The organism is Bosea sp. AS-1 (assembly GCF_002220095.1).
Classification (GTDB): Bacteria; Pseudomonadota; Alphaproteobacteria; order Rhizobiales; family Beijerinckiaceae; genus Allobosea.
In genome coordinates this window covers 2,050,287-2,066,897 of sequence record NZ_CP022372.1, presented here as the reverse complement: position 1 = coordinate 2,066,897, position 16,611 = coordinate 2,050,287, and the positions used below count along the sequence as shown (strand labels likewise).

Annotated in this window: 15 protein-coding genes; 3 read left to right on the top strand and 12 right to left on the bottom strand. The window is 66.9% G+C overall.

The features are described from left to right. Positions 1-60 precede the first annotated feature (60 nt). The 8 genes from CE453_RS11500 to CE453_RS28555 all read right to left on the bottom strand — a co-directional run bounded on the left by CE453_RS11500 (position 61) and on the right by CE453_RS28555 (position 8,941). On the bottom strand, positions 61-1,584 hold the full coding sequence (locus CE453_RS11500) for a flagellin (protein ID WP_089174711.1): 1,524 nt from the start codon (positions 1,582-1,584) through the stop codon (positions 61-63). Between the two features lie 7 nt (positions 1,585-1,591). Continuing rightward, positions 1,592-3,439 (bottom strand): flagellar hook-associated protein FlgK, encoded by a 1,848-nt coding sequence (gene flgK / locus CE453_RS11495; RefSeq protein ID WP_089174710.1) that lies wholly within the window; start codon positions 3,437-3,439, stop codon positions 1,592-1,594. 59 nt (positions 3,440-3,498) lie between these two features. Continuing rightward, the gene (locus CE453_RS11490; protein ID WP_089174709.1) at positions 3,499-4,899 is read right to left on the bottom strand and encodes a flagellar hook protein FlgE; all 1,401 of its coding nucleotides are present in this window, start codon (positions 4,897-4,899) and stop codon (positions 3,499-3,501) included. 178 nt (positions 4,900-5,077) lie between these two features. Continuing rightward, positions 5,078-6,094 carry a YcjF family protein gene (locus CE453_RS11485; RefSeq protein ID WP_089174708.1) on the bottom strand — a complete coding sequence of 339 codons (1,017 nt, stop codon included), beginning with the start codon at positions 6,092-6,094 and terminating at the stop codon, positions 5,078-5,080. A gap of 13 nt (positions 6,095-6,107) precedes the next feature. Next, complete coding sequence (locus CE453_RS11480) at positions 6,108-7,640, bottom strand: YcjX family GTP-binding protein (protein ID WP_089174707.1); 1,533 nt, start codon at positions 7,638-7,640, stop codon at positions 6,108-6,110. After that, the gene (locus CE453_RS11475) at positions 7,567-8,094 is read right to left on the bottom strand and encodes a SixA phosphatase family protein (RefSeq protein ID WP_089174706.1); all 528 of its coding nucleotides are present in this window, start codon (positions 8,092-8,094) and stop codon (positions 7,567-7,569) included. The genes CE453_RS11480 and CE453_RS11475 overlap by 74 nt, the downstream gene beginning before the upstream one ends. A 40-nt stretch (positions 8,095-8,134) precedes the next feature. Then, on the bottom strand, positions 8,135-8,359 hold the full coding sequence (locus CE453_RS11470) for a helix-turn-helix domain-containing protein (RefSeq protein WP_089174705.1): 225 nt from the start codon (positions 8,357-8,359) through the stop codon (positions 8,135-8,137). A gap of 9 nt (positions 8,360-8,368) precedes the next feature. Continuing rightward, positions 8,369-8,941 carry a DUF2975 domain-containing protein gene (locus tag CE453_RS28555; RefSeq protein WP_157732997.1) on the bottom strand — a complete coding sequence of 191 codons (573 nt, stop codon included), beginning with the start codon at positions 8,939-8,941 and terminating at the stop codon, positions 8,369-8,371. 75 nt (positions 8,942-9,016) lie between these two features. On the opposite strand from CE453_RS28555, the gene CE453_RS28550 reads away from it, so the two are divergent. Then, positions 9,017-9,628, top strand: a complete 612-nt coding sequence (locus CE453_RS28550; RefSeq protein WP_157732996.1) for a hypothetical protein — start codon at positions 9,017-9,019, stop codon at positions 9,626-9,628. Between the two features lie 90 nt (positions 9,629-9,718). Here CE453_RS28550 and CE453_RS28545 read toward each other — a convergent pair whose 3' ends face one another. After that, on the bottom strand, positions 9,719-10,399 hold the full coding sequence (locus CE453_RS28545; RefSeq protein WP_198302319.1) for a TetR/AcrR family transcriptional regulator: 681 nt from the start codon (positions 10,397-10,399) through the stop codon (positions 9,719-9,721). 104 nt (positions 10,400-10,503) lie between these two features. On the opposite strand from CE453_RS28545, the gene CE453_RS11450 reads away from it, so the two are divergent. Next, positions 10,504-11,757, top strand: coding sequence for an ABA4-like family protein (locus CE453_RS11450; protein WP_157732994.1), 1,254 nt, complete (start codon positions 10,504-10,506; stop codon positions 11,755-11,757). A gap of 7 nt (positions 11,758-11,764) precedes the next feature. Here the strand turns inward: CE453_RS11450 and CE453_RS11445 are convergent, their stop codons facing one another. Next, positions 11,765-12,610, bottom strand: a complete 846-nt coding sequence (locus CE453_RS11445) for an AAA family ATPase (protein ID WP_089174702.1) — start codon at positions 12,608-12,610, stop codon at positions 11,765-11,767. A gap of 213 nt (positions 12,611-12,823) precedes the next feature. On the opposite strand from CE453_RS11445, the gene CE453_RS11440 reads away from it, so the two are divergent. Continuing rightward, a complete protein-coding gene (locus CE453_RS11440; protein WP_089174701.1) occupies positions 12,824-14,614 on the top strand; it encodes a cation:proton antiporter domain-containing protein in 1,791 nt (596 codons plus the stop codon). Here CE453_RS11440 and CE453_RS11435 read toward each other — a convergent pair. Both CE453_RS11435 and CE453_RS11430 read right to left on the bottom strand, forming a co-directional pair. Further along, positions 14,553-15,662, bottom strand: a complete 1,110-nt coding sequence (locus CE453_RS11435; protein WP_089174700.1) for a glycosyltransferase family 4 protein — start codon at positions 15,660-15,662, stop codon at positions 14,553-14,555. The genes CE453_RS11440 and CE453_RS11435 overlap by 62 nt on opposite strands. Then, a complete protein-coding gene (locus CE453_RS11430; protein ID WP_089174699.1) occupies positions 15,662-16,567 on the bottom strand; it encodes a UDP-2,3-diacylglucosamine diphosphatase in 906 nt (301 codons plus the stop codon). The genes CE453_RS11435 and CE453_RS11430 overlap by 1 nt, the downstream gene beginning before the upstream one ends. Positions 16,568-16,611: the final 44 nt, after the last annotated feature.

Here is a 16,611-nt window from a genome sequence, read left to right as displayed (position 1 = left end):
GGGTCTGAACAGGGCGACAACCAGTCCCCGCCCCCGCGCGAACCGCCTGACAGCTCGCTCTCAGAGATAGTTGGTCAGCGAGAGCTTCGAGAGCATCGACGTCACCTGGTAGCTCGCCTGCAGCTGTGTCTGCAGCGACAGGATCTGCGTCGCCACCTCTTCGGTCGTCACGTTCTCGACACCCGAAAGCGTCGTGGTCAGGTAATCCTTGGTGCTCTGATGCCGTTCCTTGGCATTCGCAAGCGCCGTCTGGGCCGAGCCCAGCTCGGTGATGAGCTCCGTTGGCTTCTGGGTGGTGCCGCCGAAGCCGAGCCGGTCTCCGACCCGCTCCGCCATCGCTTCGTATCGGGCCTGCGAGTTGGAATCGTCGGCGGGGAAGGTCTCGACCGCCATGATCCCGAACTGGGCGAGGCCGACCCGGAAGGCCTCCTCGTTCGCGCGGGCGCCGGTGCCGACGGTCTGCCCCTGATCGACCTGGACCGTCGCGGTGCTGCGCGCCGGATCGGTGGCATCGTCGCCGCGATACCAGATCACGGTATCCTTGACGCCGGCATTGGTGGGAGGATTGGTCGCCGTGTAAGGATCCGCGCCGGGCACGCGCACGGGCGGGTTGCTGGTGCTGCCAGCGAAGAAGGCAGCCGCTGCGACCTGCGAGGAGGCGGCGGAAAGCGTTGTCTTCGCCTCCGTCTTGATCGCCGTACCGATGGAATTCTGCAGGTTCGCGGCGGTCGCGTTGATGTCCGCGCCGATCTCGAAGGAATCCGTAGCCGAGCCGCTCGTCCCCGGCGCACGCGCGGTCAGCGTGATCTGCTCCTGCGTGCCATCGGGCAGCTTCAGGGTGATGCTGACCTTGTCGCCGGGCACGGGCTGGCCGGTGACGGAGATGGCGAAGGCGGCATTCGTCCCGGCAGGCGCGGGCGTCTGGGCGGAGACCGAAATGCCGGTTCCCGTCGCAGAGATGTCGCCGAGCTTGAAGCCGTAGACATGGTCGGCATCCGACAGATTGATCGTCGTCGTGCCCGTCACTCCCATCTGCAGCCGGCCCATGCCGTCGCTGCCGAGATCGGCCTTCTTGCGCTCGTCGATCACCTGCCGCAGCCCGTCCTTGCCGGTGCTGCCGTTGATGATTTCGTCATAGCTCAGCGTGGGCTGCGTGTCCGAAGTCCGACCGGAGAAGAGATAGCGCCCATTGACGTTGCTGTTCAGCAGGTCGAGCGTCTGCTTGAACTTCTCCTGCGCCAGCGTCTGCGGCGCCGTCTGGCCGGTCGAGGTCGGCAGATAGGTATTCGAGCGCATGTCGTTGCGGCTCTCCGTCGCCATCTTCGCGAAGTTGTCGACGGCGCCCGACATCAGCTTCAGATTGACGTCGGCGAGACCGATGCCATCCAGCCAGGACTCGAGCGAGGAGATCTTGGCGTTGAGGTCGAGGCTGACGCGACGGTCGATGCCGAGATCGCCATAGCTCGTGCTGCGCTCCTTGGTGGCGAGCTGCCGCTGCAGATCGTCGAACTGCGCGCGGCTGGAGACGAAATTGTTCGGCTGGGCCGTGCGGTAGGCGCCGGTGCCATAGGTGGTGATGGTCATGGCTGCCTCACACTCTCATCAGCATGTCCATCATCTCCTTGACCGTGGAGATGATGCGGGCATTGGCGGCATAGGCGTTCTGGAGCTCGATCAGCATCGACATTTCCTGATCGACATTGACCTGCGCGGTTTCCTGGAAGCGGCTCTGGATCGAGGCGAGCGCGACCTGCTGTCCTTCGTCCAGCCGCTGCGCGGTCTCGACGGCCTGGCCTTGGGAAGAGACGACCCGTTGGACGAAGTTGCCCACCGTCCCGGAGAAGGGCACGGTACTGCCATCCGGCGAAGAGGAGTTGTCGAAGCTGCGAACATTGCTCGTCAGACCCGCGAGCAGCGCGCTGGCGCGGGCGGTGTCGCCGGCCGGCGTGCCGGGCGCCCCGGACAAGAGCGCCCGGTTGGCGACGACATCGGCATTGATGGTGATGCGTGCCGCGAAGCCGACCTTGCGAGTGGCCTCGTCATAGGAGCCGACGAACGGCTTGTTGCCGGCATCGACGAAGAGCGGCATCTCCGGTGTGGCCGCATCCGCGCTGGTCACGGTGGTCTGGGCGCCGAGCCCGGCGACGCGGCCACTCGGCTCGGTGATGCGCAGCACCCCGGTGCCAGGATTCGAAACCGTGAAGCCTGTGGCGCCATTCGCGTCGAGCGCGCTCTGGATCTGGCTGGCGATCGAGGCGGGGCTCGCCGAGAAATCGATCGCGATCACCTTGTTGTTTGGGTCGCTGCCGATCGGCACGGTCACGCCGGCCGGCGCATCGACGAAGGTGAAACGCTGCGTCCCGGTCGCTGGCGGAGACGTATAGTCGAATGTCAGCGTGTTGACGCGCTGCTTGTCGATGTTGACGTCGAGCCCTGTAGGCGTGGCCGGGGCCGCCGGGTAGACGTTTCCCTGGATCGAGCGCTCTGACAGCGCCTTCGTCATCTGGGTGGCGATCTCGTCGAGCTGCGCCTGGGCCTTCACCAGCGTCTTGTCACGCAGCTCGATATTCGCGGCGATCTCGCCCGAGCGGAAGACGTTGTTGGTGATCGCGTCCGACACGCTGCCGTTCGCGCTGCGCATCGTGATCGTGCCGACGCCTCGCTTGGTCGGGTCGGTGCTCCACTGGTCGTCCGGCCCGAGCCCGCTATGGGCATCGAAGCTGAAGGTGACGGCGGGCTGTCCGTCGAAAAGTTGCGTCCCCGAACCGGTCACGACGCTGATCGAGCCGCGAGCATCCTCCGTGGTCTTGATGTCGACGTACTGCGACAGCTCGGAGAGGATCAGGTCGCGCTGGTCCTTCAGGCTGGCTGTCGCGCTGTCGTTTGGCGCCGCTACGATGCGGGCGTTGACCTTGGTGAGGGCGCCGAGCAGGTCGTTGACCTTGGTGACGGCCGTGGCGATGCCGGTCTCGGCCTGGTCGCGCTGCGCCTGGATGCCGCTCGACAGCGTGTTGAGCTGCCGGGCAAGCTGCGTTGCGGAGTCGACCACCTGCGAGCGCAGGCTGTAGGACGAGGGATCGTTCTGCAGCGACTGCAGCGCGCTGGTGAACTTGTTGAAGACGGTGTCGAGCGCGGTCGCGCTGCCCGGCGCGCCATAGAGCTTGTCGAGATTCGTCAGCGCCTTGGCGCGCGTCGAAGTGTAGGCCGCTCCTGACGCTTCCTGCCAGAGCTGATGCTGGACGATGGTGTCGAGCAGCCGTTGAACCTGCGTGCTCTGCACGCCGATCGTGAGCCCGCTCAGGCTGTCGCTGTTCGAGACGACGCGCCGGACATAACCCGTCGTCCCGGCATTGGCGACGTTCTGCGAAACGACGCCGATACCGACCTGGCTGGCGGTGAGGCCACCGATCGCCGTGTTGAGGGAGGTGCTCAACCCCATCGTCAACTCCTGTCGTTCTTCCCGGCCCTCCTGGGCCGCAGCTCAGGCAGAGGCGCCGCTCACCGGATGATGTTGAACACCGAGGTCAGCATTTCCTGCGCGGTGGTGATGACCTTGGTGTTGGCCGAGTAGGCCTGTTGGGTGACGATCATCTTCGAGAATTCGTCGGCAATGTCGGTGTTCGACTGCTCGACGCTGCCGCCGACCATCTGCGAGGTGCCGAGCCCGATGATCGGCGGCCCGGATTCGATCGTCTCCTCGAAGGCACCGCCATCCAGCCGCTTCAGCGAATTATCAGCGTTGAAGCGGGCGACCGAGACCTGGGCGAGCGCCACGACCTGACCGTTGCTGAAGGTGCCGATCACCTGCCCCTCGGCCGAGACCGAGACGCGGTCGAGCGTGCCTGCGGTGTAGCCGTCCTGACGGATGCTGCGCGCATCGATCTGGCCGCTGACGTCGCCATTCTGCGTCACGCCGTTGCCGCCGGTCGTCAGGTTGATGCCGGTGATCGTCGTCCCGCCGATCGTCATCGTCGGCAACGCGATGTCGCCGGTGGCAGGGGATATCATCTGTCCGGTCGTACCGAAGGTGACGTTCTGGCCGGCCTGAACATAGGCAACCTGGCCAGCACCGGTCGCGCTGGTGTCCTGAGCGACGAAAAGACCCCAGGTGCCCGTCGTCGGCGGGGTGGCGGTGGCATCGCCATTGTCGATCTTGGCCCAGCGCATCTCGACGCTGGTGGCCTTGCCGAGCTGGTCGTAGACGGTCACCGACCCGCCGGGGATCGAGCTCGCCAGGAAACTGCTGATGTTGTTGCCCATCACAGCGGCGTTGGCGGGATAGGAGTTCGGCGGCGTCCCGGCAGCCGTGACGGACGCCGCGTTGAGAAGCTCGCTGCCGCCCTGGGACTTTTGCGTCGTCCCCGGCACGGCCGGAATGTTCGCGCGATATTCGATCGAGGTCGTGGCCTTGGCGGGGAACTGCTCCTTGGTGATCCGCAGCACGTCCGGCTGCGTACCGATCAGCTGGCCGGTCACCTGGTCGATCTTCAGGCCCTTGAGATAGTAGCCCGCTCCATTGACGAGATAGCCGTTCGCGTCGAAGTCGAAATCGCCGCGCCGGGTATAGAGATTCGTGTTGGAGAACTGCGTGTTGGCGCCGACGCCGCTCTGGCGCTGGTCGACCACGAAGAAGCCGTCGCCGTTGATCGCGATGTTGGTGTCGATGCGGGTCGGGTTGAGATCACCCTGGATCGAGTTCGTCGCCTGGCTGAAAGCCGCGACCGAGCCGGCGACCTGACGGTTCAGCGCCGCATCCGGCACCAGATCGGCGAAGGCCGTATCGACCCGCTTATAGCCGGCGGTTCGCGAGTTCGCGATGTTGCCGGAGATGTTCTCGAGCGCATAGGACTGCGCCGTCATACCTGAAACCGCTGTCGTCAGCGCACTGAAAACACCCATGGCACCCTCGCCTCGACCGGCACGCCCCCCAGGGCGCAGCCCACAACTCGTGGCGAAAGTCTGCACGCGCCGTGCCAGCCGCACGGCCTTTGTATTTCAGAGAGTTAGATCGTTTACGAAGCGTTTCGCGGCAATCCGCGCCGGGTAGAACCGCCCACCCTGGGCAGATTCTGCCGGGTCATTCCGTCTCGCTCTTGGCTCCGCGCCAGGAGGCGAGATCACCCGCCACGTCCGAAAGGGTCGGCGGCGTGGCCTCGACGAAAGGCAGCGGCCGGCAGACCGCAAGCGCCGCAAGCCCGATCCGGGCCGTCAGCATGCCGTTGATGACCCCCTCGCCCAACTTGGCGGAGAGCCGTGCGGCAAGCCCCTGCCCCAGCACTTGCTGGATCACGGCGTCGCCCGCCGCCATACCGCCGGTCAGCACCAGGTGGTTCAGCACTTGCCGGGCCAGCCGAAGCAATCCGAGCGTACCGGGGCGCCCGGCATAGATGCCGGCGATGGAACGCAGCAGCCGGGCACAGGCGACGAGGACGAACAGGACATCGACGAGCGCACGCGGACTCACCGCCGTGACTAGCGAGACGCGTCGTGCCGCGATCGCGATCTGCTCCTGCGCCTGCCTGTCGAGCGGCACCAGCAGACTGCGTTCCGCGACGGTCAGCACGTCGCGTGGCGCGAAGAGCTGCGGCAGCGCCGCCTCGAGCTCCGCCCTGCCCTGCGCGGTCTGCGCGCGCGCCTTGTAGAGACCGGCAAGCTCGCCGGCGAGCGCCTTGGCGGCATCGGTGGTTCCGCCGACGAGCAGATCGGCCCCGCGCTCCCGCAGGGCCTCGACCTTGCGCTCGCGCAGGATGTCACGCAGCACCCGCGCCAGCATCACCAGCAGCGCAAAGACGGCGATGGCGGCACAGACCAGCGCAGCATAGCCCAGCGCCGGGTTCTGGCTCATCAGCGACGAGATCGTGTTCTCGACCCAGACGCCGGCGGCCAGTGCGAGAAAGCCCGATAGCCCGGCGACGAAGAGCGAGCCCCAGGAGAACCGGCGCTTCACCGGCGCCACGGCCGTCGACTCGATGGCATCGACCGGCTCGCTTTCCGGCAGGATCGCAACGTCCCCCTGCCGGATGCCACCGCCATCGACGGCGATGTCGTCAGCCGCCCTTTCGCCGAGCAGGATCGCGCGAGGTGCCTTCGTCATCGCCGTGCCCTCCTCACGCCAACCTGTCGCCGATCAGGAATTCGAGCGCACGGTCGAGGCGGATCTGCGGCGGCGGCTTCAGCCGCCCGCCGGCATCGGCCTCGACCAGCGGCGGGCGGAAGCGCGGCGCCCGGATCTGCCAGTGGCTTTTCGGGTCGAAGATGGCCTCCGGCCGTTCAGGCAGCTCGCCCGGGAAGATCGCGGCCTCCGTCACGCCATCGAAGACCTGCCCATCGATCTCCTCGCCGGCCTCAGGCACCCCGGCAATGGCCGGCAGTTCTTCTCGGCCCTGCCGGATGCGGACCTCATGCGTCGCCCGGACGGCGGCCAGCGCCATGGCCTCGACCTGCGCACCGGCCCCCTGCGCTCGCGACAGCGCCCGCGAGACCAGGAGCGACATCACCGCCGCCAGCCGGTCATGGCTGGAATGGTGGATATGGTCGGCCTTGGTCGCGGCGAAGAGCACGCGCTCGATGCGCGGCGCGAACAGGCTGGAGAGCCAGGAATTGCGCCCGACCGAGAAGGCTGAGAGCGCCTGCCCCAGCGCGGTTTCGAGATCGGCCAGCGCCGGCGCGCCGGCGTCGAGCGCCGCCAGCACGTCGACCAGCACGATCTGCCGGTCGAGCCTGGCGAAATGGTCGCGGAAGAACGGCGTGACCACGACGCGCTTATAGGCCTCGAAGCGCTCCGCCATCAGCCCCGCGAGCGTGCCGGGCCTCGGCTCCCGGTCATGCCCCAGATCCAGTGGCGCGAAGGTCAGGGCCGGCGAACCTTCGAGGTCGCCCGGCATCAGGAAGCGGCCAGGCGGCGTCACCGCCACGGCCTCCGGGTCGGCCCGGAGCTTCGCCAGATAGCCCTTGAAAAGATCGCTCGCAGCCTCGGCCGCCAGCTCGTCGGCGGGGCCGTCAGCATCGCGACCGGCGAGGTCGCCCAGCCAATCGGCTGCGGCCTTCTGCCGGTGCGACTTGCGGGCATCGGCCACCGCCTGCATCGACCAGGCCTTGTAGTCCTGCCCGATCAAGGCAAGATCGAGCAGCCATTCGCCGGGGTAATCGACGATATCGAGCGTCAGCGTCGCCGGCCCCTTGAACCAGCCGGAGGCCCGTTCGTAATCGATCTCGACGCGCAGCTCCGAGATGCGCCGCGTCGACTCCGGCCAGCGCCGGTCCGACCCGTTCATCGCCGCGCGATGGGCCTCGTAGGGGAAGCGCGGCACGTCAGGATCGGGCTGCGGTACCAGCCGCACGCGGGCGATGCGCCCCTGCGAAGCCGCCTTCAGCACCGGCAGCTTCGCGCCTTCCATCAGGTTCTGGATCAGGGCAGTGGTGAAGACGGTCTTGCCCGAGCGCGAGAGCCCGGTGACGCCAAGCCGCAGACGCGGCCGCGCCAGCCCGAGCAGGCTGTCGCCAAAGGCCAGCGCCGCATTGCGGGCGGTGTCGATGTAGGAGGGGTCGCTCACCACGCCGCAGCGCTCACTCGTCGGGCCCTTCACCGAGGGACGCAGGCGTGACGAACCGGTCAAGCCGGCCACCGCGCTCGTCGACATCGCGCCAATCCTCGATGGCGAAATCGAGCACCGCAAGACCTGCCGTCGGATATTTCTGGCCCATCCGCGCCGCAGCGTAGCGATCGCCATGACCGGCCAGCCGCCGCGCCAACTCCTCGAAGCCGGGATTATGGCCGATCATCAGGAGCGTCTTCACCGAGGGCTCCGTCTCCTGCACCACATAGAGCAGCGCCCCGGGCTTGGCCTCGTAGATGCGCGGTTCGTACTGGGTCGCCGGCTTCTCCGGCAGCATGAACAAGACCAGCTCCCAGGTTTCGACCGTGCGCTTGGCCGGCGAGATCAGCACGAGATCCGGCAGCAGCATTTCGTCGGCGAGGTAGCGCCCCATCACCGGAGCCGCCTCGCGTCCCCGTGCGGCGAGCGGCCTGTCCCGGTCGGCCACACCGGCGGGCCAGTTCGATTTCGCATGGCGCAGGAGCATGAGGCGTCGCATGGGAGAAACCTAGCGATGCCGCCCTCGATTTGCGAGGGGGTCATTCGCCCTCGGCATCGACTCCCGGCTCGTAGCGCAGCAAATCGCCCGGCTGGCACTGCAGCACCTCGCAGATCCGCGACAACGTATCGAAGCGCATGCCGCGCACCTTGCCGGATTTGAGCTGCGAGACCTGCTGCTCCGTCAGGCCGATCCGCTGTGCGAGTTCCTTGGAGCGCATCTTGCGGCGCGCCAGCATGACATCGAGTTCGACGATAACGGGCATGGGACCGGCTTACACGAAACTCTGATTCTCGTCCGAGAGCCTGATCGCCTCGCGCAGCACCAGGCCGAAGGCGATCAGCGTCGCCCCCGCGGCCAGGGCAGCGAAGATGCCGGGATCGAGCATGATGGCGATCTGCCTCTGTCCGCCGGGATTGTCGAAAGTCAGCGCCAGGCTCTGGGCCGCACGGACCACCGGCGTCACGGCGCCGAAGCCGGCGAGAAGCCAGCCGACTTGCGCCAGCCTCGTCGCGTTCTCATCGACGAGGACCCTGCCCTCACCGAACGCCCGGAACAGGTTCCCCAGCCGCAGCATCGCCAGGATGAAGAACGCGGCGGGCACCCAGGCGAGCGCGAATGCTGCCCAGTACCCCCTCGGCGATGGCGCGATGGGCGCGTTCGCCAGCCCGATCGCACTCCGGGCATGGCTGGCGAGCGCCTCGGGGTCCGTCCACAGCCAGATCAAGCCGAAGAACATGAGCAATCCTGCGGCATAGCTGAAGGCGCGTGCCCATCGGCTGACGCGTCGCAGGCGAACGGCAGCGTCACGGGTCAAGGCTGCGGCTGGCGGGGATGGGTGCGACATGATGATGCCCTTAATTGACAAAATTAAAGTAATAGACGAATTTTTGAATGTCAAAGGCAATTCAACAGGCTTTCCATGCGCACCGTTTCCTCGCTCTGTCTCATCATGAGTTGCGTGCTTGCCGGCTGCGGGCATGTGCCCCTGGCCTCGCTGCCGAAACTGTCGCAGGTCGATATCCGGACGACGCAGCTCGCCGCGTTGCGGGCCGGCATCAGCCTGCCGGCAGAGATCCGCCCACTCCCTGGCGGAATCACCATGACGATGGTGGCCTTGCCCAAGGATGGCGGCCGTCACGAGCGTAAAGTCGTTCTGGAGGAGGTCAGCGACCCAAAGGAACTGGCGCAGCTGCCAAGCCTGGCGGCGCCCGGGCGTCGTTTCACCGTCTACCGGCTCAGCGAGGCCGACGCCGCGCGCATCGGCGCCTTCCGTCAGGAGATGTTCGTCGGTCCGCACAACGGCGGGAACCGCGGCAGCCTCGCCCTGATGGCTGAAAAAGCCTGCCGGCTCGGCGAACTCTCGGGCAAGACGATCCCGATGACGAGCTATCTGAAGACGTCGGAGACGCAGAACTATGTGCTGCTCACCCGCGATGTCGATCTTGCAGGGATTGTCCATGCCGCGGCCCCGACGGTCGACCTGGCGACTGCGATCCCCCCTTGCGACGCACTGCCGAAACAACCGTCCTGATCGGACCCGCATTGTGGCCTCGGCTCGCCGCAATTGCCGGGTTCAGCCCGGTGCCGGCGCCAATGCGAGGCAGCCTGTCGCGCAGTCCCGTCAGGCCGGCTCCGCCTCGATCGAAAGGGCTGATGCCAGCAGAGCGAAAAGCCTTGCCGCGTGCCTGTCGAGAAACGCGCGGCGCCCACTTTCCGGAGCCAGGAAATCCAGTGCGCCGTCGATCAGCAGCGTCGAGAAGCCATGGACTGTCGACCAGGCGAGCAGCACTTCCGGCAGATCGGGTGCCAGCGCCTCTGCGGCGGGCTTCTGGTCAAGGGAAAGAGGCGCTGGCAGACCACGGCTCAGCCGCACCTCGCGGACTAGGATGCCGAAGGCCCGCGTTGCCGCAGCCCGGAAGGCGGGGTCCTGCCGGTCCATCCCGCGCTGGCCGAAGACGACGCGGAAACGCCCGGGATTGGCGAGCGCCGTCTCGACATAGGCTCGTGCGATTGCGGCAAGGCGACTGCGTCCCTGCGCCTGCGCCATTGCAACCGCCGCCTCCATCGCGGTCGAAAGGTCGTCGAAGCCCAGCGTCGCGATCGCCGTCAGCAAACCGGTCAGGTTGCCGAAATGATGCGCCGGAGCGGCTGGCGACACCCCCGCCCGCCGGGCACATTCGCGCAAGGTGAAGCCGCCGAGCCCACGCTCGACCAACACCGCTTCCGCGGCCGCGATCATCGCCTCCCGCAATGCGCCATGGTGGTAGTGCTCGCGCTCGGTCCGCGCCGGGGCATCGGCCATGACGGCCTCCGTGAATCTTGACAGCGTCAAAATAATCTTGACGGCGTTAAGATAACGAGTCAGAACCGACCCGCAACTGAACACTGTCAAGTTTGGAGGGAATGATGCCGGCTTTGACATGGGACGCTGCCTTCTCCGGAGCCAATCTGCTGGCCATTTGCGGTTGGCTCCTGCTGATCGCCACACCGCGCTGGCGGGCGGGCCAGGTTCTGGCCGGCGCCCTTATCCCGACCCTATTGGCCCTCGGCTATTTCGTCCTGATCGGCGTGTGTTGGCACGAGGCGCAAGGCGGCTTTTCATCGCTCGACGACGTCGCAGCCCTGTTTGCCTCGAGGCCGCTGCTGCTCGCCGGCTGGGTGCATTACCTTGCCTTCGACCTGCTGATTGGCGCCTGGTTGCTGCGCCGCTCGCAGCACGCGGGCCTGCCGCATTGGGCGATGATCCCGGTTCTCGTCCTGACCTTCCTCTTCGGCCCGGCCGGCTACCTGCTCTATCGCCTCGTCGCGACGAGCCGCGACATCGTCGTGGAAGACCGGATTCCGCGCTTCCTGGCGCGGCTGCCCGCGCCGTTCCGTGCCCTGGAGTGGGAGCCACGCCTGAGCGCAGCCGGCATCGCGATGGTGCTCCTCATCGTTCCGACGCTGCTCGCCTATGCCATCGACACACGGCTCTTCAACGGTGACAATGTCTGGCTCAAGCCGCTGAAATTCGAAATCTCGATCGCGATCTATCTGTTCTCCTTCGCACTGCTGCTGCCGCTGACCGGCGAAGCCTTCCAGCGCTCGCGGCTCGGCCGCTTCACGGTCTGGCCAGTGATCGGACTGCTCTTCTTCGAGCTCGTCTATATCGCCTGGCGCGCCTCGCGTGGCGAAGCCTCCCACTACAATCAGGGCAGCCCGACGGCGATCGCTTTCTATGCGGCCATGGGCATCGCGGCCGTGCTCTTCACCGCGGCGAGCGGCATCCTCGCCTATGGCTTGGCCCGCAAGGACGCAGCGCCATTGCCGGCGGTGTTGCGCCGCTCCCTCATCCTCGGTCTCGGCCTCACCGCCATTCTCGGCATCCTCTCCGGCGCGGTGCTGAGCAGTGCCGGCGGCCACACGGTCGGCACGCCGCCGCCTTCGGCTGCCGTCATCCCGTTCTTCGGCTGGTCTCTGAGCGTCGGCGATCTGCGCCTCGCCCATTTCCTGGCGCTGCACGCCATGCAGATCGTGCCGGGCGTCGCGCTCCTTGCCTCATCGCTCCGCCCAGGCACAGCGCTGCGCACCGTCGACGCCTTCGCCCTCACCTATGCCTGCGCCACTGCGGCGGCACTTGTTGCCGCGCTGAATGCCCGCCCGTTGCTGGGCATCGGCTGACGCAAGTTCAACGACTTTCGCGCCGCGCCATGAAGGCGAGCTTCTCGAAGAGCGAGACGTCCTGCTCGTTCTTCAGCAGCGCGCCATGCAGCGGCGGGATCAGCTTGCGCGGGTCGCGCTCGCGCAGCACCTCCGGGCCGATATCCTCCGCCACGAGAAGCTTCAGCCAGTCGAGCAGCTCGGAGGTCGAAGGCTTCTTCTTCAGGCCCGGCACGTCGCGTACCTCGAAAAACAGCCTGAGCGCCTCCTCCATCAGGCGCTTCTTGATGCCGGGGAAATGCACCTCGACGATGGCCTGCATCGTCTCGGCATCGGGGAACCGGATGTAGTGGAAGAAGCAGCGACGCAGGAAGGCGTCCGGCAGCTCCTTCTCGTTATTGGAGGTTATGATCATCACCGGCCGCTGCGCCGCCTTGATCGTCTCGCCCGTCTCGTAGACGTGGAACTCCATGCGGTCGAGCTCGAGCAGGAGGTCGTTCGGAAACTCGATATCCGCCTTGTCGATCTCGTCGATCAGCAGCACCGGCCTCACCGGCGAGGCGAAGGCCTCCCAGAGCTTGCCCCGCTTGATGTAGTTCGCGATATCGGACACGCGCGGATCGCCGAGCTGGCTGTCGCGCAGGCGGCTCACCGCATCGTATTCGTAGAGGCCCTGCTGCGCCTTAGTGGTCGACTTGATGTGCCAGGTGATCAGCGGTGCCCCGAGCGCGGCCGCGACCTCTTCCGCGAGCACCGTCTTGCCGGTCCCGGGTTCGCCCTTCACCAGCAGCGGCCGCTCCAGCCGGATCGCGGCATTGACGGCCACCGTGAGATCCTCGGTCGCGACATAGTTCTCGGTGCCGGCAAAACGCATGGACGATCCTTCTGAGCGTGGCCGCTAACGCTAGCGCATTCGCAAAGGCGGACAAAACCGCGTTTTGCGCAACCCATCGCAGCGCTTCTGCCTAAAGGCTCGCGCGGCAACGCAAATTTCTCGCGGTCGCAGCGATTCGAAGGTTGTGCATCGCACCTGCGAACCGCAAGAATACCCGGACCATCCCAACCGTTCGAATCGTAAGGGCAGGCCTTGGCCGGAACCGTCGATCCCTCCGTCTACAAGGACGCCGTCGTCGTGCTCGCGACGGCGGGAGTGGTCGTGCCGCTCGCGAAGACGCTCAAGGTCAATTCGATCATCGCCTTCATCGCTTGCGGCGCCCTGCTCGGCCCCTTCGGCCTCGGCGGGTTGGTCTCAACCGTACCGCTGCTCAGAACCATCACCGTCTCGAATGCCGAGGCGCTGGCCGGCCCGGCCGAGCTCGGCGTCGCCTTCCTGCTCTTCGTCATCGGGCTGGAACTGTCCCTCGAGCGCCTGATGACGATGAAGCGCCTCGTCTTCGGCCTCGGACTTGCCCAGGTCGGGCTTTCCGCCGCCGCCATCGGGCTCATCGCCTATGCGCTCGGCCAACCGGCCACGGCGGCGCTGATCATCGGTTTCGGCCTTGCCCTCTCCTCGACGGCGATGATCGTCGAGCTGCTTGCCGCCAAGAAGCGGATGACCACCTCGGCCGGGCGCGCCAGCTTCGCCATCCTGCTCTGCCAGGATCTGGCGGTCGTGCCGCTGCTGTTCCTGGTCAATGTGCTCGACACGCAGAATGGTTCCGGCTCGTTGCTCGCCGGACTGGCGCAGGCCTTCATCCAGGCGGCGGTCGCCATTGCCACCATCGTCATCATCGGTCGGCTGGCGCTGAAGCCGCTCTTCCGTCTCGTCGCCTCGACCGACTCGGCCGAAAGCTTCATGGCCGCGACGCTCCTGACCGCGCTCGGCACCGGGCTGATCGCCGCCGCCGCCGGCCTCTCCATGGGGCTCGGCGCCTTCATCGCCGGACTGCTGCTGGCCGAGACCGAGTTCCGTCGCGCGGTCGAGGTCACGATCGATCCGTTCAAGTCACTGTTGATCGGCGTCTTCTTCCTCACCGTCGGCATGGGTGTGAACCCGGCCCAGATCGCGACCCACCCCTTTGCGATCCTCGCTGTCGCGGCAGGGCTGGTTGCGATCAAGAGCCTGATCATCTTCGCTCTCGCCCGGCGCTTCCGGCTGTCCTCGGCGACCGCGCTCGAAACGGCGCTGATGGTCAGCCCCGGTGGCGAGTTCGCCTTCGTGCTGCTGAACGGCGCCACCAGCGCGGACTTGGTCAACCAGGGCGCGAGCAGCATCGCGCTGGCCGCCGTTTCGCTGACGATGGTCACGTTGCCGCTGCAGGCCCGCCTCGCCCGCCATTTCGCCCAGAAGCTCGCTCCCGCCGTCGCCCTTCCCGACGAGGCGAAGATCCTGCCGCCGGACGACCAGGCGCCCCGCGCCATCGTCGTCGGCGGTGGCCGAGTCGGGCGCCTGGTCGCCTCGATGCTGGAAGAGCACGGCAAGTCCCACATCGTCATCGATTCGGATGCCTCGCTGATCACCGCCCAGCGCCGCGCAGGCCGCCCCGCCTTCTACGGCGACGCGACGCAGGCGGAATTCCTCAAGCTATGCGGGCTGGAGGAGGCGACGGCGCTGATCGTGACCATCGACAATCCGCGCGCCGTCGATGCGACCGTGCAGGCGGCGCGGGCCTTGCGACCGGACATCGTCATCGTCGCCCGCGCCCGCGACGCGGCCCACGCCCGCCATCTTTACGAGATCGGCGTGAACGATGCCGTGCCGGAAACCATCGAGGCGAGCCTGCAATTGTCGGAGGCTGCGCTCGTCGGCCTCGGCGTACCGATGGGCCTCGTCATCGCTTCGGTGCATGAGCGGCGCGACGGCTTCCGTGCCCAACTCAAGCCGGCAGGCGCTGCGGCACGCGCCCTTCCGCGCCACGCCCGTTCGCGAAGGCTGTGAAGCTGCTGGTGGCGGGGACGGCCGGCTCCTGCGGCAGATAGCCGGCCTGTTGCGCCACGCGCCGGATATGACCGTAGAACTGCGCCGCGCTGCTCGCCCAGCTATAGCGCGCGGCGAGCTCAAGCGAGGTTTCGGCAGGGATCCGGAGCGCTTGCATCGCGGCACTGCGCAGGTCCTCGTCGAGCACCGCTGCGCCGCTGCCGGCGAAGACGTCGCGCGGGCCCTGCACCGGAAAGGCCGCGACCGGCAACCCGCTCGCTGCGGCCTCCAGCAAGACGATGCCGAAGGTGTCGGTCAGGCTTGGGAAAACGAAGACGTCTGAGGAGGCGTAGATCGCCGCGAGCGCCTCGCCCTCCTTCACGCCGAGGAAATGCACGTCAGGAAAGGCGCGCTGCAGATCGACCCGAGCCGGCCCGTCGCCGACGACGACCTTGCTGCCTGGCAACCTGAGCGACAGGAAAGCCTCGAGATTCTTCTCCACCGCAACGCGCCCGACGCTGAGGAAGATTGGCCGCGGCAGCTCGAGCACGCTCTGTGGGCGCGGATGGAACAGATCGAGATCGACGCCCCGCCCCCAGCGCACCAGCTTCTGAAAGCCGTGCCCGCGCAGCTCCTCCTCCACTGTCGCGGTCGAAACCATCACCGCCGCCGCCGGGCCGTGAAACCGCCGCAGCAGCCCGTAGCTCCAGCTCTCGGGAATGGGCCAGCGCGCCGCGACATATTGCGGGAAGCGCGTGTGATAGCTCGTGGTGAAGGGGCGCTTCTGCGCGAGGCAGACCGCCCGCGTCAGCCAGCCGATCGGCCCTTCGGTCGCGATATGGATATGGTCCGGTCCGAATTCGGCGATCCGCTCCGCCAGTGCGCGCCGGGTCGCGAGCGCAAGCCGGATATCGGGGTAGCTCGGCATGGCGATCTGCCGGAAACCCTCCGGCGTCAGCGCAGCCGCCGTCGCGCCGAAATCCGGCGCAGCCTGGATCATCCGCTCCAGCGAGCGCACGACGCCGTTGATCTGCGGCCGCCAGGCGTCGGTCGCGATGAGGATGCGCATCAGCGCGCTTTCCGTTCGGCCGTTTCCGGCTGGCCGCCCAGAATGCGCGCCAGCTCCATGGGTCCCAGCATGCTCCGGGCCGCCTCGACGAGTTCCGGCACGGCAGCCGGCCGTGCCGGCACGACGACCGGGACCGCCGCTTCACCCTTGAGCCGCCCTTGCGGCCAGCGGATCAGCTCGAAGCGCCCGTCATGATGCTCGACGAAGGCGGTGCAGCTCTCCACCCAGTCGCCGGTGTTGATATAGGTCAGGCCTGCGATCTCACGGAAGGCGGCATGGTGGATGTGGCCGCAGATCACACCGTCGGCGTTGTGCCTGCGGGCCTCCTCGGCGAGGCAGGTCTCGAACTCGCCGATGTAATTCACGGCGTTCTTGACCTTGTGCTTGGCCCAGGCCGAAAGCGACCAGTGCGGCAGCTGCAGCCAGCGCCGCACCTTGTTCAGCGCCATGTTGAGCCCGAGCGCGACGGTGTAGGCCCAGTCGCCGAGCAGCGCGAGCCATTTGGCGTTGCGCACGACGAGATCGAACAGGTCGCCATGGATGACGAGCAGACGCTTGCCGTCCGCCGTCTCGTGGACGATGTCGTCGACCAGCGTGATGCCGCCGAACTGCAGGCCGGTGAAGTCGCGCAGAAAGTCATCGTGGTTGCCGGTGACGTAGATCAGCTTCGAGCCCTTGCGCACCTTGCGCAGCAGCTTCTGGATGACGTCGTTGTGGCTCTGCGGGAAGTACCAGCCGCTCTTCAGCCGCCAGCCGTCGATGATGTCGCCGACCAGATAGATGGTGGGAGCGTCGTAGGCGCGCAGGAATTCCAGCACGAGATCGGCCTGGGCCCCGCGCGTGCCCAGATGCAGATCCGAGATGAAGATGCTGCGAACCCGCTTCGCGTCGTCCTCGTCGCTCATGCCCGGCGGCCCATGCTGTTGCGATGCCTGCGGCGTGTGTCTGA

Bases quoted from the DNA above. Each gene is read 5' to 3' on its own strand.
- CE453_RS11500 (WP_089174711.1), bottom strand. From the start codon at position 1,584: ATGACCATCACCACCTATGGCACCGGCGCCTACCGCACGGCCCAGCCG.
- flgK (WP_089174710.1), bottom strand. From the start codon at position 3,439: ATGGGGTTGAGCACCTCCCTCAACACGGCGATCGGTGGCCTCACCGCC.
- CE453_RS11490 (WP_089174709.1), bottom strand. From the start codon at position 4,899: ATGGGTGTTTTCAGTGCGCTGACGACAGCGGTTTCAGGTATGACGGCG.
- CE453_RS11485 (WP_089174708.1), bottom strand. From the start codon at position 6,094: ATGACGAAGGCACCTCGCGCGATCCTGCTCGGCGAAAGGGCGGCTGAC.
- CE453_RS11480 (WP_089174707.1), bottom strand. From the start codon at position 7,640: ATGTCGACGAGCGCGGTGGCCGGCTTGACCGGTTCGTCACGCCTGCGT.
- CE453_RS11475 (WP_089174706.1), bottom strand. From the start codon at position 8,094: ATGCGACGCCTCATGCTCCTGCGCCATGCGAAATCGAACTGGCCCGCC.
- CE453_RS11470 (WP_089174705.1), bottom strand. From the start codon at position 8,359: ATGCCCGTTATCGTCGAACTCGATGTCATGCTGGCGCGCCGCAAGATG.
- CE453_RS28555 (WP_157732997.1), bottom strand. From the start codon at position 8,941: ATGTCGCACCCATCCCCGCCAGCCGCAGCCTTGACCCGTGACGCTGCC.
- CE453_RS28550 (WP_157732996.1), top strand. From the start codon at position 9,017: ATGCGCACCGTTTCCTCGCTCTGTCTCATCATGAGTTGCGTGCTTGCC.
- CE453_RS28545 (WP_198302319.1), bottom strand. From the start codon at position 10,399: ATGGCCGATGCCCCGGCGCGGACCGAGCGCGAGCACTACCACCATGGC.
- CE453_RS11450 (WP_157732994.1), top strand. From the start codon at position 10,504: ATGCCGGCTTTGACATGGGACGCTGCCTTCTCCGGAGCCAATCTGCTG.
- CE453_RS11445 (WP_089174702.1), bottom strand. From the start codon at position 12,610: ATGCGTTTTGCCGGCACCGAGAACTATGTCGCGACCGAGGATCTCACG.
- CE453_RS11435 (WP_089174700.1), bottom strand. From the start codon at position 15,662: ATGCGCATCCTCATCGCGACCGACGCCTGGCGGCCGCAGATCAACGGC.
- CE453_RS11430 (WP_089174699.1), bottom strand. From the start codon at position 16,567: ATGAGCGACGAGGACGACGCGAAGCGGGTTCGCAGCATCTTCATCTCG.